Annotated in this window: 19 protein-coding genes; 11 read left to right on the top strand and 8 right to left on the bottom strand. The window is 55.9% G+C overall.

Annotated features, from left to right (window positions below; genetic code table 11):
* Positions 1-7 precede the first annotated feature (7 nt).
* The 4 genes from hisD to GS630_RS07035 are packed head-to-tail and all read left to right on the top strand — an operon-like array spanning position 8 to position 3,483.
* Positions 8-1,315, top strand: a complete 1,308-nt coding sequence (hisD, locus tag GS630_RS07050; protein ID WP_171174107.1) for a histidinol dehydrogenase — start codon at positions 8-10, stop codon at positions 1,313-1,315.
* Complete coding sequence (locus tag GS630_RS07045) at positions 1,308-2,069, top strand: SDR family NAD(P)-dependent oxidoreductase (protein WP_171174105.1); 762 nt, start codon at positions 1,308-1,310, stop codon at positions 2,067-2,069. The genes hisD and GS630_RS07045 overlap by 8 nt, the downstream gene beginning before the upstream one ends.
* Positions 2,066-3,046 carry a zinc-binding dehydrogenase gene (locus tag GS630_RS07040; RefSeq protein ID WP_171174103.1) on the top strand — a complete coding sequence of 327 codons (981 nt, stop codon included), beginning with the start codon at positions 2,066-2,068 and terminating at the stop codon, positions 3,044-3,046. Before GS630_RS07045 ends, GS630_RS07040 begins: the two co-directional genes overlap by 4 nt.
* A 23-nt stretch (positions 3,047-3,069) precedes the next feature.
* Positions 3,070-3,483 (top strand): universal stress protein, encoded by a 414-nt coding sequence (locus GS630_RS07035; protein ID WP_171174101.1) that lies wholly within the window; start codon positions 3,070-3,072, stop codon positions 3,481-3,483.
* A gap of 81 nt (positions 3,484-3,564) precedes the next feature.
* Here GS630_RS07035 and GS630_RS07030 read toward each other — a convergent pair whose 3' ends face one another.
* The gene (locus tag GS630_RS07030) at positions 3,565-5,613 is read right to left on the bottom strand and encodes an ASKHA domain-containing protein (RefSeq protein ID WP_171619068.1); all 2,049 of its coding nucleotides are present in this window, start codon (positions 5,611-5,613) and stop codon (positions 3,565-3,567) included.
* A 206-nt stretch (positions 5,614-5,819) separates the two neighbouring features.
* Here GS630_RS07030 and guaB point away from each other — a divergent pair, with 206 nt between their 5' ends.
* The 3 genes from guaB to GS630_RS07015 all read left to right on the top strand — a co-directional run bounded on the left by guaB (position 5,820) and on the right by GS630_RS07015 (position 10,902).
* The gene (guaB, locus tag GS630_RS07025; protein WP_171238884.1) at positions 5,820-7,268 is read left to right on the top strand and encodes an IMP dehydrogenase; all 1,449 of its coding nucleotides are present in this window, start codon (positions 5,820-5,822) and stop codon (positions 7,266-7,268) included.
* Positions 7,269-7,342: 74 nt separating this feature from the next.
* A complete protein-coding gene (locus tag GS630_RS07020) occupies positions 7,343-8,500 on the top strand; it encodes an RsmB/NOP family class I SAM-dependent RNA methyltransferase (RefSeq protein WP_171619066.1) in 1,158 nt (385 codons plus the stop codon).
* Between the two features lie 110 nt (positions 8,501-8,610).
* Positions 8,611-10,902 (top strand): ATP-binding protein, encoded by a 2,292-nt coding sequence (locus tag GS630_RS07015; protein ID WP_171619064.1) that lies wholly within the window; start codon positions 8,611-8,613, stop codon positions 10,900-10,902.
* Here the strand turns inward: GS630_RS07015 and GS630_RS07010 are convergent, their stop codons facing one another.
* On the bottom strand, positions 10,903-11,496 hold the full coding sequence (locus GS630_RS07010) for a sulfotransferase family 2 domain-containing protein (RefSeq protein WP_171174090.1): 594 nt from the start codon (positions 11,494-11,496) through the stop codon (positions 10,903-10,905).
* Between the two features lie 192 nt (positions 11,497-11,688).
* On the opposite strand from GS630_RS07010, the gene recA reads away from it, so the two are divergent.
* The 4 genes from recA to GS630_RS06990 all read left to right on the top strand — a co-directional run bounded on the left by recA (position 11,689) and on the right by GS630_RS06990 (position 16,870).
* On the top strand, positions 11,689-12,756 hold the full coding sequence (gene recA / locus GS630_RS07005; RefSeq protein WP_171174088.1) for a recombinase RecA: 1,068 nt from the start codon (positions 11,689-11,691) through the stop codon (positions 12,754-12,756).
* Positions 12,757-12,937: 181 nt separating this feature from the next.
* On the top strand, positions 12,938-15,610 hold the full coding sequence (alaS, locus tag GS630_RS07000; protein WP_171711921.1) for an alanine--tRNA ligase: 2,673 nt from the start codon (positions 12,938-12,940) through the stop codon (positions 15,608-15,610).
* Between the two features lies 1 nt (position 15,611).
* A complete protein-coding gene (locus GS630_RS06995; RefSeq protein WP_171174084.1) occupies positions 15,612-15,899 on the top strand; it encodes a DUF1330 domain-containing protein in 288 nt (95 codons plus the stop codon).
* A gap of 347 nt (positions 15,900-16,246) precedes the next feature.
* Positions 16,247-16,870, top strand: coding sequence for a transglutaminase-like cysteine peptidase (locus GS630_RS06990; protein ID WP_171174082.1), 624 nt, complete (start codon positions 16,247-16,249; stop codon positions 16,868-16,870).
* A gap of 77 nt (positions 16,871-16,947) precedes the next feature.
* On the opposite strand, the gene GS630_RS06985 is transcribed toward GS630_RS06990, so the two are convergent.
* The 6 genes from GS630_RS06985 to GS630_RS06960 all read right to left on the bottom strand — a co-directional run bounded on the left by GS630_RS06985 (position 16,948) and on the right by GS630_RS06960 (position 22,593).
* Positions 16,948-17,337, bottom strand: a complete 390-nt coding sequence (locus tag GS630_RS06985) for a hypothetical protein (protein ID WP_171619060.1) — start codon at positions 17,335-17,337, stop codon at positions 16,948-16,950.
* Between the two features lie 601 nt (positions 17,338-17,938).
* A complete protein-coding gene (gene typA, locus GS630_RS06980) occupies positions 17,939-19,756 on the bottom strand; it encodes a translational GTPase TypA (RefSeq protein ID WP_171174078.1) in 1,818 nt (605 codons plus the stop codon).
* A gap of 76 nt (positions 19,757-19,832) precedes the next feature.
* A complete protein-coding gene (locus tag GS630_RS06975; protein WP_171619058.1) occupies positions 19,833-20,168 on the bottom strand; it encodes a multidrug efflux SMR transporter in 336 nt (111 codons plus the stop codon).
* Positions 20,169-20,528: 360 nt separating this feature from the next.
* Entirely contained in the window at positions 20,529-21,698 is a 1,170-nt protein-coding gene (locus tag GS630_RS06970; protein ID WP_171619056.1) for an HD domain-containing protein, read from the bottom strand.
* Complete coding sequence (locus tag GS630_RS06965) at positions 21,695-21,940, bottom strand: hypothetical protein (RefSeq protein ID WP_171174072.1); 246 nt, start codon at positions 21,938-21,940, stop codon at positions 21,695-21,697. Before GS630_RS06965 ends, GS630_RS06970 begins: the two co-directional genes overlap by 4 nt.
* Complete coding sequence (locus tag GS630_RS06960) at positions 21,940-22,593, bottom strand: alpha/beta hydrolase (RefSeq protein WP_171174070.1); 654 nt, start codon at positions 22,591-22,593, stop codon at positions 21,940-21,942. The genes GS630_RS06965 and GS630_RS06960 overlap by 1 nt, the downstream gene beginning before the upstream one ends.
* Positions 22,594-22,626: the final 33 nt, after the last annotated feature.

Below are 22,626 nucleotides of genomic sequence, written 5' to 3'. Positions count from 1 at the left end.
TTGCAACATGCCCCGTGACTATCTGAAAAAGGCAACCCTGACGGCGCAGTCTCATGCGACCGAGGTGCATGATACGGTCAAGACAATCCTGTCTGATATCGAGACCGGAGGCGACGCCAAGGCATTGGAATACGCCGCCAAATTCGACAAGTTCGACGGAAATGTCCTGATGACCCAGGACGAGATCGACGCGGCCATAGCGTTGGTGCCCGAGAAACTAAAAGCCGATATCCGCTTTGCCCATGACAATGTGCGTCGCTTTGCCGAAACACAAAAAGCCACTGTGTCGGACGTTCAGACCGAGATCGTGCCCGGAGTTGTGGCGGGACAAAAGGCCATACCCGTAGATGCGGCAGGGTGCTACGTGCCCGGCGGGCGCTACAGCCATATCGCCAGTGCGATCATGACTGTAACCACGGCCAAGGTTGCCGGGTGCCGCCACATCACCGCCTGCTCTCCGCCCCGTCCGGGCGAAGGGGTCGCGCCAGCGATCGTCTATGCGGCCCATATTTGCGGGGCCGACAGTATTCTGGCGATGGGCGGCGTGCAGGGCGTGGCCGCAATGACCTATGGTCTATTCGGCCTTCCACGCGCAAACATCCTTGTTGGGCCGGGCAACCAGTTCGTGGCCGAGGCCAAGCGCATTCTTTACGGCAAAGTCGGTATCGATATGATCGCAGGACCAACTGACTCCCTGATTCTGGCCGATAGCAGCGCAGATGCACATGTGGTCGCCACAGACTTGGTCAGTCAGGCCGAGCATGGGTATAACTCTCCGGTTTGGCTGGTGACGGATGATCGTGCTCTGGCTCAGAAAGTCATGGACCTGGTGCCGCAGCTGATCGACGATTTGCCCGAATTGAATAAGGAAAACGCTGCAGCCGCGTGGAGGGACTATGCAGAAGTCATCGTCTGCGATAATCGCGAAGACATGGCTGCGTGTTCCGATGAATACGCCCCCGAACACCTGACCGTGCAGGCCGAGGATCTGGATTGGTGGCTGGACCGGCTGACTTGTTATGGTTCGCTGTTTTTGGGTGAGGAAACTACTGTATCCTACGGCGACAAAGCCACCGGAACCAATCATGTTCTGCCGACCTCTGGCGCGGCCAGCTATACCGGTGGTCTGAGTGTCCACAAATATATGAAGATCGTGACGTGGCAGCGGGCAACACGCGAAGGGTCCAAGCCCATTGCCGTCGCCACCGCGCGGATTTCTCGGTTGGAAGGGATGGAAGGGCATGCACGCGCCGCAGATGTGCGTTTGGCCAAGTATTTCCCGGATGAGCAGTTCGATCTGACCGCAGATGGATGACCCGCGCGCCTTGTTTGACCTGACGGGCAGGGTGGCTTGTGTCACCGGCGCAAGCTCGGGGCTGGGGCGGCAAGTGGCACACGCGCTTGCAGCCGCAGGCGCGCAGGTTGTTGGCGTGGCTCGACGCCAAGATGCGTTGGCGCAGCTGCAAGCCGAGATTGGCTCTCGGGCCGCTTCGGTGGAAGCCGATGTTGCTGATCGTGACGGAATTGAGCACGTGGCGGAAGCCGTCAGTGCCAAGTTCGGCGCGCCCGACATTTTGGTACATGCGGCTGGGCTAAACACGCGTGAGGTCGCCGATGATGTGACGCCAGAAGGGTGGGACGCCACGCTGGCGGTGAACCTCAGCGCACCGTTTTTTCTAAGTCAGGCCATGGTGCCTGCGATGAAAGAAAAGGGGTGGGGGCGCATTGTCAATTTTGCTTCGCTGCAAACAACGCGCGCCTTTCCCGGCGGTATCGCCTATGGCGCAACCAAGGCGGGGATCGGGCAATTGACCCGGGCGATGGCCGAGGCATGGTCGCCCTTTGGCATTACTGCAAATGCCATCGGACCGGGGTTCTTCCCCACAGAACTGACGCAGGCCGTGTTCGATGACCCCGAGCGTGCCAAGCGGAATGCGGCGCAAACCTGCATCGGACGCAATGGTCGGATGCAGGATATCGACGGACCGATTCTTTTCCTGTGTTCACGGGCCTCGGACTATGTGACCGGGCAGGTTTTGATGGTGGATGGGGGGTTCACAGCCAAATGAAAGCACTGGTTTACAAAGGTGTAGAGCAGATGGAGTTCGGGGATGTGCCGAATGCAGTACCCGATGCATCTGAACATCTGATCCGGATTGAAGCCGTAGGCATCTGTGGATCAGACATGCACGCGTATCTTGGCCATGATGCGCGGCGACCGGCTCCTTTGATCCTTGGCCATGAGGCCGCCGGGGTGATTGTCGAGGGTCTTCGCGCAGGAGATCGCGTGACGATCAATCCGCTGGTGAGCTGCGGTCAATGTCCAGCCTGCGTGGCAGGTCGTGAAAATCTGTGCCCGGATCGTCAGATCATTTCAATGCCACCACGCGAAGGGGCCTTTGCGCAGTTTGTCTCGATGCAGGACAGAAATCTGGTTGTTGTACCGGATCATGTCTCGTTTGCGAAGGCCGCTTTGGCCGAACCACTGGCCGTCAGTTGGCATGCGGCGCGGCTGGCGCTGGAAGCGTTGCACCCGGCGATGCCCCGTCGCGCTCTGGTCATTGGCGGCGGCGCGATCGGGCTTGCCGCCGCATTGGCCTTGCGTGCGATGGAGGTCGAAGATGTCACAATTGCAGAACCCAATGCCTTGCGCCGGACTTATCTGCAGAAGGTTGAGGACTTCAAAATCGCGGACGCTGCGATTGGAAACTTCCCGCTCGTTATCGACGCTGTGGGATATGCGGCAACACGATCCGTCGCATCAGCTGTCGCAGACCCCGGCGGCGTGATTGCGCATGTTGGTCTTGGCGAAGACACCGGCGGTCTGGACGTGCGTCGCATGACGTTGCAAGAAATCACCTTCATCGGCACATACACCTATACGGCTAAGGATTTCCGCCAAACGGCAGAAGCGATCTTTGACGGACGGCTTGGTGCGTTGGACTGGGCAGAGGAACGTGCCCTGGCCGACGGAGCGCAGGCATTTCGTGATATCCGCTCTGGTGCTGTGGCCGCTCCCAAGATTATCCTGAGACCCTGGGCATAGTCCCGCCAGATTTGGAGGCCTCGATGTATAAAAAAGTTCTTGTCCCTATGGCATTGGATCACGGCATATCGCAGCACACGCTGGAAGTTGCACGTGCATTGTCGGAAAACGGGTCCGACATAATCGCGTTGCACGTTTATGAAATGCCGCAGGGGTCTGTCAGTGCCTATCTGGACAAATCCCTTGTCGCAGAAGGTTTTGAACGAGCGCGACTGAAATTGCTTGAAAAAGTCGAGGGCCTTGAAGGGGTGAAGTCCGAAATCGTCAAAGGCCATACGGCCCGAACGATCATTGATTATGCCACAAGCCAGGGTGTCGATTGTATCGTCATTGGTTCTCACCAACCGGGGTTGAGCGACTATTTCCTAGGATCGACAGCTTCACGCGTTGTTCGTCACGCGCCGTGCGCCGTGCATGTGCACCGCGGTTTGACTTGATTTCTGGCATTGACGGCCATTGAACTTGGAAGTTCTGCAAGGAACGACCGGCTAACGTAAGCCGGTCGCTCCAATGCATGATTACCCGCGACGCCGACGGCGACGACCACCACCGGCTTCGGCGTCGGCACCGCCGGTGTTGAAGCTTGGGTTGGGCAGCCTGACAACCTGCGCCAGTTCCGGGAATGGATCAGTTTTGTGTGGAATCGCGTTGGCCGCGACAAAATGATCCTGGAACTTGGGTTCAATGGCGGTTTCAATTTTCGTGATCTTGCGTACGACGCGTTCAATCTCAGTCCGCGCTGCGATATTGCACAGTGCAATACGTGCGCCGGTTCCTGCGGCGTTGCCCGCGCTTGAGACTTTCTCAAGCGGCGCATCCGGTATCATGCCTAGTACCATTGCGTGTTTGGTTGAGATATGCGCCCCAAACGCGCCGGCCAAAACCACACGGTCCACACGGTCGACATCCATTTCATCCATCAGCAGGCGTGCACCGGCATAAAGAGCCGATTTTGCCAGCTGGATCGCGCGGATGTCGCCTTGGGTGACGGTGATACGCGGGCCACCTTCGGCGCTGGCATCGTGGATCAGATAGGCATGGGTTCGGCCTTCGGGGACACAGCGTGCTGTGCCAGTCTGCTCGGCCGAGCCAATCAACCCGCTTTCGTCCAGCAAGCCTGCAATGCGCATTTCGGCAACGGCTTCGATGATGCCGGAACCACAGATGCCGGTGATTCCTGTGGTTGCGATATCAAGGTCAAACCCGTCCTCATCCGACCATTTCTCGGATCCGATCACGCGAAAGCGGGGTTCTTTTGTGACTGGGTCGATCTCAATCCGCTCAATTGCGCCGGGGGCTGCGCGCTGGCCCGAGCTGATCTGAGCGCCTTCGAATGCAGGTCCGGTGGGCGACGAACAGGCCAGAACGCGGCTGGTGTTGCCCAACAGGATTTCCGCGTTGGTGCCGACGTCCACAATCAATACCAGATCTTCGGATTTGCCTGGTTCTTCTGACAACGCCACGGCGGCGCAGTCCGCGCCCACATGGCCTGCAATACAAGGAAGGATATAAACCTGCGCGCGTGGATTCATGGTCGTCAGATCCATGTCACGCGCGGGCAGGGACATGCTCTCCGAAGTTGCCAGCGCAAAAGGTGCTTGCCCAAGCTCAACCGGATCCAGCCCTAACAGCAAGTGGTGCATGACCGGGTTACAAACAAATACGGTTTCCACGATCAGGGATGCGTCGATCTCGGCCTCTTGGGCAATTGAGGTCGTCAGATCGTTGATCGCTTCGCGTACGGCCTTGGTCATTTCCTGATCGCCACCAGGATTCATCATCGAATATGAAACGCGGCTCATCAGGTCTTCGCCAAACCGGATCTGCGGGTTCATCAGACCCGAGGACGCCTTGACCTCGCCGGTTTCCAGGTCGGTCAGGTGGGCCGCAATGGTGGTCGAGCCGAGGTCGATCGCCAAGCCATAGAGCCCGCCTTCATGCAGGCCCGGCCAGATTTCGACAATTCGGGCAACGCTGTCGTTGTGGCCCTTGTGAACGGCCACTGTGACCTCCCATTTGCCTTTGCGCAGAACGGGCTGAAGCTTGGACAATAGCGATAGATCGGCTGTGACAGCTTCGATCTTCCATTGTTCGCGCAGGGTACGTTCCAAACGCTCAAGATCCCCGGTGGGCGAGTGCATGTCGGGTTCTTCGACGACCACGAAATACAAGCGTGTCGCGGGATCCATGGTGATAGAACGCGCCGCCGCAGCCTTGCGTACAACTTGACGATGCACCTGGCTTTCGGGCGGGACGTCGATCACCACATCGCCTTGCACCGACGCCTGACACCCCAGACGACGACCCGGTTTCAGACCACGTTTATCGTCATAGCGCTGTTCAACCGCGTTCCACTCGCTCAGCGCGTTTTCGGATACGGTGACACCATGCTTGGGAAATTCGCCATAGCTGGGTGTGATCTGGCATTTAGAGCAGATCCCACGCCCGCCACAGACCGAATCCAGATCCACACCCAACTGGCGGGCCGCAGTGAGAATCGGGGTCCCGACGGGGAAGTGTCCGCGTTTGCCAGAAGGCGTAAAGACTACAAGAGGATCGGTGGTCATCAGTGACATACCTTTTCATATTCGCGCGTATGGGGCGCAAGATATGATGTTGAGCGCAAAGGGAAAGGGCTATCAGCGGCACGATTTGCTCAGCTAGCGGCGTTTTCTGCACAGCGATGGCTCAGAGTTGCGCTGGGGGGCTTTCCCTTTGGTTAAATCCATGCGATAGGGTCGCCGTCAAACGGGCTTTTGCATGGGGTTTTCAGATGCAGATTCGTGAGGCACTCACCTTTGACGACGTTCTCCTGGTTCCGGGCGCATCTTCTGTGCTGCCGGCAACGGCGGATACCACCACGCGGGTGACGCGTGAAATCACAATGAACATCCCGCTGCTAAGCTCAGCTATGGATACTGTGACCGAAGCCCGCATGGCCATCGCCATGGCACAGGCAGGTGGCATCGGGGTCATCCACAAGAACCTTTCGGTCGAAGAGCAGGCCCGTGAAGTGCGGCGTGTCAAACGGTTTGAATCGGGCATTGTTTATAACCCGGTGACATTGCGCGCGGATCAGACGCTGGCGGATGCACAGGCCTTGGTGGAACGCTATAACTTCACCGGCTTCCCTGTTGTGGATGCGGAAGGTCGTGTCGTGGGTATCGTGACCAACCGTGACATGCGCTTTGCAACATCGGACGATACTCCGATCAAGGCGATGATGACGGCTGACAATTTGGCCATGCTGCAAGAACCCGCTGATCTGGAAGAAGCCAAAAGCCTTATGCGGGCACGACGCATCGAAAAGCTGCTTGTGGTTGACGGCCAGGGGAAACTAACTGGCCTTCTGACGCTGAAGGACACAGAACAGGCCGTCCTGAACCCCACCGCTTGCAAAGATCGGCTTGGTCGTTTGCGAGTGGCTGCTGCAACTTCGGTGGGTGATGCAGGATTTGAGCGGTCCGAACAGCTGGTTGATTCCGGCGTCGACATCATTGTGGTCGATACGGCGCATGGTCATTCTCAGGGTGTTCTGGACGCCGTCAAACGCGCGAAAACCCTGTCGAATGAGGTTCAAATCATTGCAGGAAACGTCGCCACGGGCGAGGCGACCAAAGCGTTGATCGATGCGGGTGCTGATGCCATCAAGGTAGGTATCGGCCCTGGGTCGATCTGTACGACGCGCATGGTGGCGGGTGTTGGCGTGCCTCAGTTGACTGCTATCGGAGATTGCGCCGCCGCAGCGGGTGACGTTCCGGTCATTGCAGATGGGGGCATCAAATTCTCGGGCGATTTTGCCAAGGCAATTGCGGCGGGGGCCTCCTGCGCCATGGTCGGCTCGATGATTGCAGGCACCGATGAAAGCCCGGGCGAAGTGATTCTGTATCAGGGTCGTTCGTTCAAATCCTATCGTGGGATGGGCAGTCTGGGTGCCATGGCACGTGGATCGGCTGATCGTTACTTTCAGAAGGACGCAGCCAACGACAAACTGGTACCGGAAGGCATCGAAGGGCAGGTGCCCTACAAAGGGTCGGCCAGCGCTGTGATTCATCAACTTGTGGGCGGTTTGCGCGCAGCGATGGGGTACACGGGGTGTGCGACCGTTGAAGAGATGCGCAAAAACTGCAGCTTTGTCAAAATCACCGGTGCAGGCCTTAAGGAAAGCCACGTGCATGATGTTCAGATTACACGCGAAAGCCCCAATTACCGGGTGATGTGATCTTCTGACCTGTTGCATGCGGCGCCCAGATACGGGCGCCGTTTTGCGTTCACTAACACCTTAAGGAAGTCGACATGACCCCGGCAGCTCGTGTTCAGGCCGCGATTGAAATCCTCAACGAGATTCTGGACGGTGCTCCGGTTGAAAAAGCGTTGACCGGATGGGCCCGTCGCAGCCGTTTTGCGGGCTCAAAGGATCGCGCGGCAGTGCGGGATCACGTTTTTGACGCCCTGCGATGTCAGCGGTCCTTTGCAACACTTGGTGGCGCCGACACTGGACGCGGTTTGATGATCGGAGCGATCCGGGCACAGGACGGCGACGTTTCCGCAATGTTCACCGGCGACCGTCATGCTCCTGAACCGGTGCTACCCACAGAGACGCCACGCGCCTTCCGGTCCGACGCCGAACGGCTTGATATTCCCGAATGGCTTTGGCCTCGATTTTTCGCCTCGTTAGGGCCTGACACACAGGCGTCGGCCGAGGCCTTGCAGTCTCGCGCGCAGGTACACCTGCGGGTGAACCTGCTGAAAACTGACCCGGTGTCTGCGATTGCCGCACTCCGGGCGGATGGCGTTACGGCTCAACCGCATCCGTTTTGCACAACGGCTTTGGAAGTGACTGATGGCGCGCGGAAGATCGCGCAAGGTAGGGCCTATCAAGATGGGTTGGTGGAGTTGCAGGATGCGGCCAGTCAGGGGGTTGTTGCAGTGCTGGATCTTCAGCCAGGCATGCGTGTTCTTGACTATTGCGCCGGGGGTGGCGGCAAAGCGCTGGCTATGGCCGCGCATGAGGGGGTAGAAGTCTTCGCCCACGATGTAAATGCGGGGCGCATGCGTGACCTTCCCGCGCGAGCAGAACGCGCGGGAGCCAACGTCAAGATATTGACTTCAAAAGATATTGCTGAACACGAGCCCTATGACATCGTGCTGGCTGATGCACCCTGTTCCGGCAGCGGATCATGGCGGCGTGCACCTGCTGGAAAGTGGTCGTTGACCGAAGAACGCTTGCATGACCTCACGCTTGTTCAGGCAGGTATTCTGGAAAGAATTTCCCCCTTGATCCGATCAGGCGGCGTTTTGGCTTACGCTACTTGCTCGGTCCTGGCTGACGAAAACGGGGCTGTAGTCGATGACTTTTTGCAGCAAAACCCCGAATGGACAGAAACGTTCCGCAAATCATGGCAGGTCACACACGGGTCTGATGGTTTTTTCACCGCGCACTTGACGCGCTGACCTTTCGGCAAATAACAACCTTAGGTAGAAGTTCGCTTTTCGCGTTTTGTTAAGCGCGCGTTAACCATTTGTGCTGTTACTGCCGATACCTTTGCCCTTGAGCCTTTTTAATGCCTGATACTGCCGCTTTGTTACGCGACCCTACTGCTGCCCATCAACCCTCAGCGATGCGCGTAGGATCGTTGCTGGTGTTGGCTTTATTAATCACGATAGCACCTTTCACAGATTTGGTGCCGCCCAACTGGGGCGCAGGCCTGAAAGTGGCGGGTCTCTCTCTGCTAGGTGTTCTGCTTTGTTTCGTAGCCAAAAAACAGGTGGAGCTCAGATTCGAACTGCGTAGCATTTCCATTATGCGCTTATTTTCGGAACTAGAAGATGCTCCGGTTCTAGTTGCTAACGGGTATGGTGATATTCTGCTTGCCAATACGCACGCACAAAGGCGGTTTGGTGCCGAAGCCGAAAAACCACTGACCTTGTGCCTGCGGTCGACATTTTCGAACCCGCAAGCAGTTTTGTTCAGGCTGCAATCTCAGGCACATTTGAGCGACCGTGCATACGAGGAATTTCCCAGCAATGCCAACATGATGGCTGTAACAGTTTTCCGATTGAGACCCGAGGTATATTGCTGGCGCTTTCAGGAATGCGACGACAAAAGCTGCCGAGAGTTAACCATCCCGGTTCTCTCCGTTGGACGCAAAGGTGAAATCCTGCAGTTCAATTCTGTCGCCGAAAAGATGTTTGGGGCTGATCTTGGCGATTTTCAGGACCTGTTTTGTGGTGGGGCGCCAAGTGTGGGGGCGATCAACCAGGTTCGAACTCGAAATGGTGTGGATTCGGTTGCCGTTGCCGAATTGTCCTCATCCGGGTCGCATCGGCGATTGGGATTGATCCCTATACAACTGTCTTCACCTCCCGGGGCAGGCGCGTCGATTGAGGATCTGCCAGTGCCAATCCTTAACTTGTCTTCGGATGGCACAATTCTTGACACTAACAGGCTGGCTGCAAAGCTCTTGGGGAAAGACAGCCTCAAGGGAACCTGCATCAATGAAATTATGCGGGGGCTGCGCATTCCACTTCGCGATTGGCTGGCGCAAACGGCTTCGGACGAAGACGTGCCGCGATCAGAGTTCCTGCAGTTGATCCGGGATGACAAAGAGGTCTTTGTGCAAGTCACATTGAGCAAAGCTGCCTTAGAGGGCAAGGCGGGTCTGATTGCCGTCTTGAATGATGCCACCGAGCTGAAAACACTGGAGGCGCAGTTTGTCCAGGGCCAGAAAATGCAAGCCGTGGGACAATTGGCCGGCGGCGTCGCGCATGATTTCAACAACCTGTTGACGGCAATCTCGGGTCATTGCGACTTGTTGCTGCTGCGGCATGATCAAAATGACCCAGACTATGGAGATCTGGTGCAGATCAATCAGAACGCCAACCGCGCAGCAGCATTGGTCAGCCAGCTCTTGGCGTTTTCCCGGAAACAAACGCTCAGGCCCGAAGTTCTTGATCTGCGCGACACGATTTCGGACCTCATTCACCTTTTGAACAGATTGGTGGGCGAAAAGGTTCAGTTGACGCTCAGCCACGATCCAGTTCTCAAACCGGTGCGCGCTGACAAGCGGCAATTGGAACAGGTTTTGATGAACCTTGTGGTCAATGCCCGAGACGCGATGCCTGATGGTGGCGAGATTCGCATTGAGACTGAGGTCATGCGTCTGTCACACCCTCTCAGCCGAGATCGTGCAACGGTGCATCCCGGAGAATATGTAACGGTAAAAGTGGTGGACAGCGGCTCAGGTATACCGGCTGACAAGCTGCAAAAAGTGTTTGAGCCTTTCTATACAACGAAACGCACGGGTGAAGGCACTGGGTTAGGGCTTTCGACCGTTTATGGCATTGTGAAACAAACCGGAGGTTTTATCTTTGTCGACAGTGTGATGGGGCGTGGTACAGAGTTCACGGTCATTTTGCCGATTTGCACCGCCGCTGACGAGGTCGAAGAAAAAACTTCTGACCAACCCGACCCACAAAGCACGCGGCAAGGCGAAGGGGTTGTGCTTTTGGTCGAAGACGAAGCGCCGGTACGCGCCTTTGCAACGCGTGCATTGCGTTTGAAAGGGTATACGGTGCTTGAGGCGGACTCGGCGGAAGAGGCGCTCAGGTTGCTTGAGGATACCACTTTGAATGTGGATGTCTTTGTAACCGACGTGGTTATGCCGGGTATGGACGGGCCAACTTGGGTGCGCAAAGCGCACGAAACACGCCCGGACGCGCGGGTGGTGTTTGTCTCGGGCTATACCGAGGGCGCGTTCGGCGAATCTGGACCGGGTATCGCTAATTCGACATTCCTGCCCAAACCGTTCTCACTTAATCAACTGACCGAGGCCGTTTTTCAACAATTGAACTGATTACAACGCCGCATCGTGGATCGCAAATTCGGCGGCGAACCTGTTGCGGAATCGGCTTTCCGTATCTTTTGACAAGTTCAGGTTTGCGGCAGGCGACACGTTTTCAAGCGGCAAGTCGATTTCCATGTTTAGCCGTGTCTGCAGGAATTCCAGAATCCGGGTTTGGTTTTCGTATTTGAAGATATGCGTAGCACCACGACCGTTGCTGCGGGTGCGGAAGAACTGGCTTTGGCTGCCAACATCGGCGAACTCGGGACGCTTGTCTTGCATATAGGCTTGGACGAAAGCGTCGAAACTAACATCATGTGTGGAATGAGGGTGTCCAATCAGGTCATCGCGGTTGCGAAACCGATACCAGCTGCCCAGCCAATCGATGGGTTCACGGACGACAGCCATTATTTCCATTTCTGTATCGTACATTTTCAGGAAGATGTTCTGAAAAAAACGATCAAATCGGCGCACCGGCGCATGTTTCAACTCAGGAGGATGTGTCACAACAAAATCCGCGCGGTCACGCAATGCACTGTGATACGCCGTGCTGCCGGTTTTTGGAACGGCAAGAAAAGCCAGACGTTCTTCATAAAAAACAAGCATATATCGCGTTCCGCTTCAATCTGATCCTCTGAGCAGATTGTCGTAAACGACTCTTTAACACAATTGCAGAAGAGTGAGTTCTGTAAGTTTTAGTTGAAATGTTCTCTTTTTGGTCCCATAAGGAACAAGAGGCGAACAAAGCAGCGATTGCCGCCCGATCAAGGGTGTGACAAAAGGGAAGGCGACAGGACAATGGCGGATCTTCTGACAATGAGCGACAAGAAAAACGCAGACAAGCAAAAGGCGCTCGACAGCGCACTGGCCCAGATCGAACGGCAATTCGGTAAGGGTTCGATCATGAAGCTGGGCGAAGGTGCCAAGCAGGATATCGAAGCAAGCTCGACCGGCTCTCTGGGACTGGATATCGCGCTGGGAATCGGTGGTCTGCCAATGGGGCGGATTGTTGAAATTTATGGCCCGGAAAGCTCGGGCAAAACGACTCTGACGCTGCACTGTATTGCCGAACAACAAAAACGTGGAGGTGTGTGCGCCTTTGTTGATGCAGAGCACGCATTGGACCCGCAATATGCTCGCAAACTGGGCGTCGATTTGGATGAGTTGCTGATCTCGCAGCCGGACACTGGTGAACAGGCACTGGAAATCACCGATACGCTGGTGCGTTCGGGGGCGGTCAACATGGTCGTGGTCGACTCGGTGGCCGCTCTGACGCCGAAATCCGAGCTGGAAGGCGATATGGGCGACAGTAATGTTGGCGTTCAGGCCCGTCTAATGAGCCAGGCGATGCGTAAGCTGACGGGTTCGATCAGTCGTTCGAACTGCATGGTGATCTTCATCAACCAGATCCGGATGAAAATCGGCGTGATGTTCGGCAGCCCGGAAACCACCACCGGTGGTAACGCGCTGAAATTCTACAGCTCGGTGCGTCTGGATATCCGCCGCATCGGTGCGATCAAGGATCGGGATGAGGTTGTCGGCAACCAGACCCGCGTCAAAGTCGTCAAGAACAAGGTTGCGCCGCCGTTCAAACAGGTCGAATTCGACATCATGTACGGCGAAGGCATCTCTAAAATGGGTGAGCTGCTGGACCTCGGTGTCAAAGCAGGCGTGGTTGAAAAGTCAGGCTCATGGTTCAGCTATGGCGATGAACGGATCGGGCAGGGGCGTGAAAATGCCAAGCAATACTTGCGCGACAACAACCGGATCGCATTTGAGATCGAAGATAAGATCCGCGCCGCGCATGGGTTGGATTTCGATATGCCTCCGGGTGCTGCTGAGGATGACGATATCCTGGAAGCTTAAAGGCCGCAGAACGGAGCAAGATCATTCGGTGGGTTTCGTTTCAAACAGAATAGGAAACTCCTGTAACAAGGCGGTCCATAGGATCGCCTTGCCGCATTCTGGCACACCTCTGCTGTGGACACTTTTCTGACAGGGGGATAAACCTGCGGAGACCAAGATTTATGTGCGCCGAGAGAGCCCAATGCCAACCCTGAACGATATCCGATCGACCTTTCTGAATTACTTTGAAAAACAGGGGCATGAGGTTGTGGCATCCAGCCCGCTGGTTCCACGCAACGACCCAACGCTGATGTTCGTGAATTCTGGCATGGTCCAGTTCAAGAACCTGTTCACTGGTTTGGAAACCCGCGACTACACACGTGCCACAACCGCCCAGAAATGTGTGCGGGCCGGTGGCAAACATAACGACCTCGACAATGTGGGCTATACCGCGCGTCACCACACGTTTTTCGAGATGCTGGGTAACTTTTCCTTTGGCGACTATTTCAAGCATGAAGCAATCCCGTTCGCTTGGAACCTGATTACCAAGGAATTCGGCATAGACAAAAACCGCCTGCTGACCACCGTCTATCACACCGATGACGAAGCGTTTGAGATCTGGAAAAAGGTCGGTGTTCCCGAGGACCGCATCATCCGCATCGCCACCAATGATAATTTTTGGCAGATGGGCCCGACCGGTCCCTGCGGACCGTGCACCGAGATTTTCTATGACCATGGCGATCACATCTGGGGAGGCCCTCCGGGATCGGCCGAAGAAGATGGTGATCGTTTCATCGAAATCTGGAACGTCGTCTTCATGCAGAACGAGCAGTTCGAAGATGGTTCGATGGTCGAACTGGACATGCAGTCCATTGACACTGGCATGGGGCTGGAGCGGATCGGTGCGTTGTTGCAGGGCAGCCATGACAACTATGACACTGATCTATTCAAAACCCTGATCGAGGCGTCTGCAGATGCGACCGGCGTGGATCCCTATGGGGATCAAAACGTGCATCACCGCGTCATTGCGGACCACCTGCGATCGACCTCGTTCCTGATTGCCGATGGCGTCATGCCCAGCAATGATGGGCGCGGTTACGTTCTGCGGCGGATCATGCGCCGTGCCATGCGCCATGCGCACCTATTGGGGGCCAAGGATCCGGTGATGCACCGCCTTGTTCCAACGCTGGTGCAGCAGATGGGCGGGCATTACTCGGAACTGACGCAGGCCCAGCCCCTGATTGAAGAGACTTTGTTGCTTGAAGAAACTAAGTTCAAGCAAACACTGGATCGCGGCTTGAAGCTGTTGGATGACGAGGTAGCCGGGCTTGCCGAAGGCGCGCCTTTGCCAGGGGCTGCGGCCTTCAAACTCTATGACACCTATGGCTTCCCGTTGGACTTGACGCAGGATGCGCTGCGCGAGAAGGGTCGCGCCGTGGATACCCACGGGTTTGATTCTGCGATGGCAGAGCAAAAAGCCAAGGCGCGGGCGGCTTGGGCCGGGTCCGGCGAAGCTGCAGATCAGGCCGTGTGGTTTGATGTCTTAGATACGGCAGGTGCGACAGATTTCTTGGGCTACGAGACCGAGAAGGCCGAAGCGCAGGTTGCCGCGTTGGTCGTGGAAGGCACTCTCGTCGATGCGATCAAGGCCGGTGGCAGCGGCTGGGTTGTCGTGAACCAGACCCCGTTTTATGGCGAGGCCGGTGGTCAAATCGGTGACACCGGAGAATTGCGCCGCGTTGATGATCGCGACGACCTAAGCCGCGTGGATGACACCAAAAAGTTTGCCGATGGCAAAGTCTATGCGCATAAGGTTACAGTCGAAAACGGCACACTCTCCAAAGGGGACGCGGTCGAGCTTGAGGTCGATCACGCCCGCCGATCCGCCATTCGGGCCAACCATTCGGCCACACACCTGCTGCACGAAGCGTTGCGGGAGGCGCTGGGGGATCATGTGGCGCAGCGCGGCTCGCTGAATGCGGCGGATCGCTTGCGGTTTGACTTCAGCCATTCCAAAGCACTGAGCCTTGAGGAAATCCAAAAGGTCGAACGCGAAGTGAACAGCTTCATTCGCCAGAACTCAACCGTCGAAACCCGGGTCATGACACCCGACGACGCGCGCGAACTGGGGGCGCAGGCGCTGTTTGGAGAGAAATACGGCGACGAAGTACGTGTTGTCTCGATGGGCAAGGCCCCGACCGGCAAGGGACAGGATGGTGAAACATGGTCGATAGAACTGTGCGGCGGTACTCATGTGCGCCAGACAGGGGATATCGGCACTTTTGTGGTACTGGGCGACAGCGCCAGCAGTGCCGGTGTACGCCGGATCGAAGCGCTGACCGGGGACGAGGCCAACCGTTACCTCTCGGCCCAAGATCACCGGCTTGCTCAGGTGGCGCTGGAACTGAAAGCGCAGCCAGATGACGTGGTCGCCCGTGTGAAAGGACTGTTGGACGAACGCAAATCCTTGCAGAACGAAGTAGCTCAACTGCGTCGCGATCTGGCAATGGCCGGAGGCGCCGGACAGGGCGGCGGGGCTGATGCGCGTGACGTCAACGGTGTAAAATTCCTGGCCCAAACGCTCAGCGGAGTTTCGGGTAAGGATCTTCCCGCGCTGATCGACGAACACAAGGCCCGCCTGGGGTCGGGTGCAGTCCTTCTTATTGCAGATACGGGAGGCAAGGCAGCGGTTGCAGCCGGTGTAACGGAAGACCTGACCGGGACCGTTTCGGCGGTAGATCTGGTCAAAGCTGCTGTCGTCGAATTGGGCGGCAAGGGCGGTGGTGGCCGACCGGATATGGCCCAAGGCGGCGGCAAGGACGCATCGAATGCAGAAGCCGCAATTGAGGCCGCGGAACAAGTAATGGGAGGTTAAGATGGCAGCACTCTGGATCGCGCATGTAACGGTAACGGACGCCGAGGCATACGGAAAATACGCTGAACTTGCCGGACCAGCCATTGCCAAGCACGGTGGTGAATTCATAGCGCGCGCCGCACGGTATGTTCAGCTGGAAGGAAAAGAGCGGCCCCGCAACGTGGTCGCCCGATTCCCTTCTTTGGAGGCAGCGGTCGAGTGCTACAACTCAGACGAGTACCAACAGGCGCTGAATCACGCCCGAACCGCCAGTGAACGAGAGTTGGTCGTGGTCGAGATCACCGAATAAGTGTAGAACATAACGCTGTTTTGCTGGTTTCAGCAGTTTTCAGCTTAATGTTGGGTATCGAGCCCTTAGAGCAGCCTGCATTTGCAGGCTGTTTTTTTATTCTACTTTATTACAAAATCTTACGTCGCCTTCTTAATGTTTTTTTCCGCGTGAGTTTTCCAGAATTGTGGCGACTCTATCCAATTTCCCACCCGAAATTGTCAAATTGTAGAACGAATTTTCGCCCTTTTTCTTTTGCAGGTTCTCTATGATTGCGACTGAGGCCCGTTCAGCGATAGGTTCAAGAAGTGGAATATAGTCCTGCGGTATCGGCAATCATACGAATGATACTGAACCAGGGAATAGGCATGACATCATTGATCAAAACGACCAACGAACAGATTGCAAAGGTTTTGACCGCTGCCGCGTGTGTCATTGGCCTTGGGGTCGTGTTCCTGGCTTCGCCTATTAGCACAACAGATGCCCAGGCGTCGGAAGGGCGCTTTATTCCTGCTGTTGCTTCTTCACCGCCACCGTCCGGAGCGATAAACCTGTGTGATCAGTACCGTTGGGCATGTACGGCGAAACGTTCGGCGGCCCTGTCCAGTCAACAAGAACTAAAGGTTGTCGAACAAATAAACCGGCGGGTGAACAGATCCACCCGTGAAATTACTGATCAATCTCAATATAAAACTCGCGAACGGTGGGCGCTGCCGACGGCCCTTGGGGGTGACTGCGAGGATTTTGCGCTTCTGAAAAAGCGAGAGCTGGTTCATGCCGGTGTCGATCCAAACAAACTTTTGATCGCCACAGTTTTGGACACGCGCCGTATCCCACATGCGGTTCTGGTTTACCGGTCGGATCAAGGAGATCTTATCCTGGACAACCAAACCAATCGCATCAAACCCTGGGCAGCTACACGTTACCTGTTTCTGCGGATGCAAGACCCGAAACGGCCCAGTGGATGGGTCGGCATCTACGGGCACAGCTAAGGCTAGTGTGTATTTTTAACTTTGGGTATTTGATTCACGGGCGCAAGGTTATTACGCGCCCGTAATCTCTTTTTAGCTCACCTTGGTACTTCGAAATTTTGCACCAACCAAACCGGCAACGACAAATATTTATTCGTCAAAAAAGCAGGCCTTCGAATAAGGTTCAGCGACCAAGTTAGCTTGCGATCACCGCAACTCTTCGCCGGGTTCTTCGCCACCGGGTTCTTCGCCACCGGGTTCTTCACCACCAGGCTCTTCGCCACCGGGCTCTTCACCACCGGGTTCTTCACCACCAGGCTCTTCACCACCAGGCTGTTCGCCACCGGGCTGTTCGCCCTCTGGCTCGCCCCCACGTGGTCCTTCTCCTCCTGGAGTTTCTCCTCCGGTGGTTTCCGGACTTCCGCTCGGACCAGATGGGCCCGGCCCGCCAGTAAGGCCTGTATCTTGGCCTTCATTTGCTGGACCATCCCCCGCTCTCTGATCGGAAGCGCCGATTGATGCTGTGGGGAGGTCAGTCAGCAAATCCGCAAGCGGCGAGCACTCTGCGCCCAAGCGTGCAACGATCTCCTGAAAATCAGCCCGACGCTGGATATAGCGCAGCATCGCGGATGTAACTGAATCGCATTCGCAGAGCACTCCAGGAGAACCAGCAGACTGGCGCGCCGTTTTGACAGTACACGCCCCACTTGCAAAAGCTTCGGTTACAGGAGCGACCACAAAAGTCGTGGCGGCTAAAAAAACTGGTAACTTAAGGGAACGAAAAACCATCATTAACTCCTTGGAACTCGGTACCTATCACGTGCATCCCTATGCACCATTATTTTGGTCGTGTGAGTGAAGATCATCACACTTCGGGCACATTTACACCTTGAGATCGACTTAATCGCAATATGTGGGAAGAGAGAATGGAGCAAAAATAATGCAATTTAAGGTAGAAAAGCACATGTTTTCAAGAAAAAGCCGGGCGTTTTGCCCGGCTCTCCGAATTTCGTTTTTTGACCCATAGGAAGCAAAAATGCCACAGTATCGCCATTGTTTCCCATTTGGGCCGATACAGGCGCAGGTTGATCAGGCCGATTTCGCCATTCGTTTGCGTTCGTGCGGATCCAAAAAGCGTTTGCGCAGCCGCACAGCGTTCGGCGTCACCTCGACCAATTCGTCGTCATCGATATAGGCGATGGCTTCTTCCAACGAAAATTGAACGTGAGGCGTCAGGCGTACTGCATCGTCCGAACCGCTTGCGCGGACGTTGGTGAGTTTCTTGCCCTTGAGCGGATTGACTTCCAGGTCGTTGTCGCGCGAATGCTCTCCGATCACCATGCCCTGATAGACGTCGGTCTGAGGGCCAACGAACATGCGGCCGCGCTCTTCCAAATTCCAGAGCGCATAAGCCACGGCCTGGCCGTTTTCCATCGAGATCAGAACGCCCGCGCGACGGCCCGGGATTTGACCTTTATGTGGGGCCCAGTCGTGGAACACTCGGTTTAGAACACCTGTGCCACGTGTATCCGTCAAAAACTCGCCGTGATACCCGATCAGACCGCGCGAAGGTACATGCGCGATGATGCGTGTTTTGCCAGCACCGGCAGGGCGCATTTCGACCAACTCACCTTTTCGCGCACCTGTAATCTTTTCGATGACCGAGCCAGAATACTCATCATCCACGTCGATTGTGACTTCCTCGATCGGTTCCAGCCGCTGGCCGTTTTCTTCGCGGAACAAAACCTGTGGGCGCGAGATACTAAGTTCGAAACCCTCGCGGCGCATGTTCTCGATCAGAACACCCATTTGCAGTTCGCCGCGGCCGGCAACTTCGAACGCTTCACCGCCCGGCGTGTCGGTAATCCGGATCGCAACGTTCGACTCGGCTTCTTTCATGAGCCGGTCGCGGATGACGCGGGACTGAACCTTTTTACCGTCGCGGCCAGCCAACGGAGAGTCGTTGATACCAAAGGTCACGGTGATGGTTGGCGGGTCGATGGGCTGCGCGGGCAGCGCCTCTTCGACCTGCGGCGAAACCAGCGAATCCGCCACGGTTGCCTTACTCATGCCTGCAATGGTTACGATGTCACCAGCTTCGGCTACGTCGATGGGCTGTTGCGCCAAGCCGCGGAATGCCAGGATCTTCGAGGCTCGGAAGTTTTCGATCAGCGTGCCGTCGCGGCTAAGCGCCTTCAGGCTGTCACCCGCCTTCAAAGTTCCGCTTTCGACGCGACCGGTCAGAATGCGGCCGATGAACGGGTCGCTGCCAAGCGTCGTGGCCAACATCCGGAACGGTTGGTCTTTTTGATCGACCTGCTTGGGGGCAGGGACGTGATCGACGATCAGATCGAACAGTGCGCTCAGATCCTTGCGGGGACCGTCCAGTTCCATATCCGCCCAGCCAGAACGGCCCGAAGCATACATGGCCGGAAAATCCAGCTGGTCGTCATCGGCGCCAAGGTTGGCAAACAGGTCGAAACATTCGTCCAGAGCGCGGTCAGGCTCGGCATCGGGTTTGTCGACCTTGTTCAGAACTACGATCGGGCGCAGACCTAACGCTAGCGCCTTGGAGGTCACAAACTTGGTCTGCGGCATAGGGCCTTCCGCGGCATCGACCAGCAGAACCACGCCGTCGACCATGCTGAGAATCCGTTCAACCTCGCCACCGAAATCGGCGTGACCGGGGGTGTCGACGATGTTGATGCGGGTGCCATTCCATTCGACGGATGTTGCCTTAGCCAGAATGGTGATTCCGCGTTCGCGTTCCAGGTCATTACTGTCCATGGCTCGTTCTGCCACAGCTTGGTTTTCCCGGAACGCACCGGATTGTTTGAGAAGCTCATCCACCAGGGTCGTTTTGCCGTGGTCCACGTGAGCGATGATTGCGATGTTGCGCAGGTCCATGAGAGGTCAGCCTTTGAACGGGAAGTTGTCGCGCGCATAACGCGGCGCGGCAAAATATACCAGCCCTAACCGCAGATCAGTGGCCAGCAGTCTTCGAAAACAAGTGAATGATCAGAATTCCGGCCAGAATCATGGTCAGTCCAAGTATTGCAGGCCAATCCAGCTTTTGACCGAAAACCACAAACCCGATGAGCGCGATCAGAACAATGCCCAGGCCGGACCAGATTGCATAGACAATGCCCACGGGCATGGATTTCAGGGTTAGTCCCAGCAAGTAGAAAGCAACACCATACCCCAAAATGACAAGAACGGACGGCCAAAACCGGGTGAACTGCTGGCTCGCCTGTAGGGCGGTTGTGCCAATGGTTTCCGCCATAACGGCCAGCAACAAAAACAGATAGGCTTGAGGCATTGCAGTCTCGCGGGGCTATAGGGTTTCAGCACCTCGAACACAGAATGTGTGGACAAGGCAAGGTCAGTCTCAAAGTTTAACTTCCGTCGGGTCAGGTATACCTTACTGTTATCAGCCTAGAATAAGTGTAAGATACTCCACATATTTTATTAATTGTTAATGAGTTTTTGTTTGATGACGACATTCGCAAAGTCGATCGTTTTTGTTTCTGGTCTGATAGTGGCAGTTGGGTGGCTTGCTGACGGGGGGTCCGTCGAAAATGAAGCAGCCGGTGTGGTTCAACAGTTTGATGGTAGCCGTGTTTTTTAACGCCACTCAGAACTAAGAAGGGAAAAGGAGCCTTTGGGCTCCTTTTTTCTGTTATGCGTCTAACGGCGTCGCTTCGAAACTTTGGAAAAATGCCGCAAGTTGCGGGTGAAGCCAGTTCCATAGTTCAGGTGCTCCGGCCGTAATGGAGGGTTCAACCCGCGCTTTGAGCTGGGCGAGGGTAACGTTGTAGTCCGCCCACGACCCACCACCGTTTTCCAGATTGGCTATCGGTGTTTGAAAACGATCTACTGCCTTTGCGAACCTTGCGTCTGTACTCTTGGCGGCTTCGAACTCGAGCCACATATCCGTGAAATGCGCCTGCTGCATGTCCGGTAATAAGCCAAACAATCGCTGAGCTGCGGCCTGTTCCTTGGCTTCTTGTTCGGCGTGATTCACCTGTCCGTGAATAGGGTGATCTCCGGCGTCGATCTCGACGATATCGTGCAGAAGAAGCATCTGAAGCACACGATCCACGTTAATTTCTGATTGCGCGTGCTCAGCCAAAACCCAAGCGTAGAGCATAATATGCCACGAATGCTCGGCAGAGTTCTCGAACCGATCCCCGGCCATCAGACGCGACGCACGGACAACCAATTTCAGTTTGTCTGCCTCGGTCAAAAACGCGATGCGCGTTGAGAATGCGTTTTCTTCGGTTGGTGATCCGGCCAACAAGGCCGTGGCATGGTGATAAGCAAGCGGGAAAACCTGTGAAAGATAGGCCGCGCGACCGCCATCCAGATTGGCCCGTGCAATTTTCACATGGTCCGGGTGAGGGTCCGAAGCGCACAGAACCTGAAACAGCGGCTGACACCGATCCAGGATTTTGGCAAATTGCGCGTCTGGTGTCTGATCCGATTCGAATTCCTTCCACAAAGATAGGAATTTCTGCGTCTGATCCCGCGGCAGTAACCCAAACAGTTCTGAGGCGGCTGCCTGTTCCGCCTCAGCCAGATGATCCCAGTCGGTTTCCAAGTGAATAGGATGGTCGCCAACCACAATCTCGACCAGATCGTGTAACAGCAACATACGGATGACTCGATCAATTGATACATCTGGCCCCGCCAAGGGGGCCATGACCAAGGCCCAAAGCGCCAGATGCCAGCTGTGTTCGGCAGAGTTTTCAGGCCGGGACTGATTGAGCAGGACATTTGCCCGCTCAACCATCTTCAACATGTCGGCCCGTTTTAAAAACGCAATTTGTGCCGACAACCGTTCCGTCATTGTTTTTCGATCGCTTTTTGTTTCGAGCGATGCGCAGCCAGGCGTTTGATGACAAACTGCCTGGCTTTGCGTTCCGCCAAGCGCACGCGGATTTCGGTCAAGTAGGCCTCTTCCAGCGATTGTGAAGCGGCCCCAAGAACTTCGCCGACCTCGACAAAGAAACGGTCTTCGCCAGTTTCGTCCATAACCTTCATCGTGTCTTCAGCCAGTTTGGCCGCAAGAGTTGTGATGGTGTCGGACATTAGCGGGTGTTCTCGGTCAGGCGACGTTTCACATAGTCACTGACATCGGTGATCAGCGTGTCCATGTGGCGATCCTGGAAGAAGTGGTCTGCGCCCTCGACCTCGGTGTGGGTGATCGTGATGCCTTTTTGTTCGTGCAACTTGTTCACCAGTGACGTGGTATCCGCCGGTGGGGCCACGCGGTCGGCTGATCCGTTAATGATCAGGCCCGAAGACGGGCAGGGCGCCAAGAACGAAAAGTCGTACATGTTGGCTGGGGGCGATACACTGATAAAGCCGGTAATCTCGGGACGGCGCATCAGCAATTGCATTCCAATCCATGCCCCAAACGAAAACCCTGCGACCCAGCAGTGTTTCGAATTGTTGTTCATGGATTGCAGATAATCCAGCGCCGAGGCCGCATCGCTCAGCTCACCTACACCCTGATCATACTCGCCCTGACTGCGGCCAACGCCACGGAAGTTGAAGCGAAGCACGGTGAAGCCCATGTTGTAGAAGGCATAGTGCAGGTTATAGACCACCTTGTTGTTCATGGTCCCGCCAAATTGTGGATGCGGGTGAAGCACGATTGCGATCGGTGCGTCTTTTTCCTTTTGCGGGTGGTAGCGGCCTTCCAGGCGGCCTTCGGGTCCGGGAAAAATCACCTCGGGCATGTGTGCTTTGGTCCTGTCTTTTTCGTACGGGTG

Origin of the sequence: Ruegeria sp. HKCCD7303 (genome assembly GCF_013111185.1) — a bacterium.
In the GTDB taxonomy this organism is placed as follows: Bacteria; Pseudomonadota; Alphaproteobacteria; order Rhodobacterales; family Rhodobacteraceae; genus Ruegeria.
The sequence above is the reverse complement of the archived record's forward strand: the minus strand, read 5'-3'. Positions and strand labels throughout refer to the sequence as shown.

Bases quoted from the DNA above. Each gene is read 5' to 3' on its own strand.
- hisD (WP_171174107.1), top strand. From the start codon at position 8: ATGCCCCGTGACTATCTGAAAAAGGCAACCCTGACGGCGCAGTCTCAT.
- GS630_RS07045 (WP_171174105.1), top strand. From the start codon at position 1,308: ATGGATGACCCGCGCGCCTTGTTTGACCTGACGGGCAGGGTGGCTTGT.
- GS630_RS07040 (WP_171174103.1), top strand. From the start codon at position 2,066: ATGAAAGCACTGGTTTACAAAGGTGTAGAGCAGATGGAGTTCGGGGAT.
- GS630_RS07035 (WP_171174101.1), top strand. From the start codon at position 3,070: ATGTATAAAAAAGTTCTTGTCCCTATGGCATTGGATCACGGCATATCG.
- GS630_RS07030 (WP_171619068.1), bottom strand. From the start codon at position 5,613: ATGACCACCGATCCTCTTGTAGTCTTTACGCCTTCTGGCAAACGCGGA.
- guaB (WP_171238884.1), top strand. From the start codon at position 5,820: ATGCAGATTCGTGAGGCACTCACCTTTGACGACGTTCTCCTGGTTCCG.
- GS630_RS07020 (WP_171619066.1), top strand. From the start codon at position 7,343: ATGACCCCGGCAGCTCGTGTTCAGGCCGCGATTGAAATCCTCAACGAG.
- GS630_RS07015 (WP_171619064.1), top strand. From the start codon at position 8,611: ATGCCTGATACTGCCGCTTTGTTACGCGACCCTACTGCTGCCCATCAA.
- GS630_RS07010 (WP_171174090.1), bottom strand. From the start codon at position 11,496: ATGCTTGTTTTTTATGAAGAACGTCTGGCTTTTCTTGCCGTTCCAAAA.
- recA (WP_171174088.1), top strand. From the start codon at position 11,689: ATGGCGGATCTTCTGACAATGAGCGACAAGAAAAACGCAGACAAGCAA.
- alaS (WP_171711921.1), top strand. From the start codon at position 12,938: ATGCCAACCCTGAACGATATCCGATCGACCTTTCTGAATTACTTTGAA.
- GS630_RS06995 (WP_171174084.1), top strand. From the start codon at position 15,612: ATGGCAGCACTCTGGATCGCGCATGTAACGGTAACGGACGCCGAGGCA.
- GS630_RS06990 (WP_171174082.1), top strand. From the start codon at position 16,247: ATGACATCATTGATCAAAACGACCAACGAACAGATTGCAAAGGTTTTG.
- GS630_RS06985 (WP_171619060.1), bottom strand. From the start codon at position 17,337: ATGGTCCAGCAAATGAAGGCCAAGATACAGGCCTTACTGGCGGGCCGG.
- typA (WP_171174078.1), bottom strand. From the start codon at position 19,756: ATGGACCTGCGCAACATCGCAATCATCGCTCACGTGGACCACGGCAAA.
- GS630_RS06975 (WP_171619058.1), bottom strand. From the start codon at position 20,168: ATGCCTCAAGCCTATCTGTTTTTGTTGCTGGCCGTTATGGCGGAAACC.
- GS630_RS06970 (WP_171619056.1), bottom strand. From the start codon at position 21,698: ATGACGGAACGGTTGTCGGCACAAATTGCGTTTTTAAAACGGGCCGAC.
- GS630_RS06965 (WP_171174072.1), bottom strand. From the start codon at position 21,940: ATGTCCGACACCATCACAACTCTTGCGGCCAAACTGGCTGAAGACACG.
- GS630_RS06960 (WP_171174070.1), bottom strand. From the start codon at position 22,593: ATGCCCGAGGTGATTTTTCCCGGACCCGAAGGCCGCCTGGAAGGCCGC.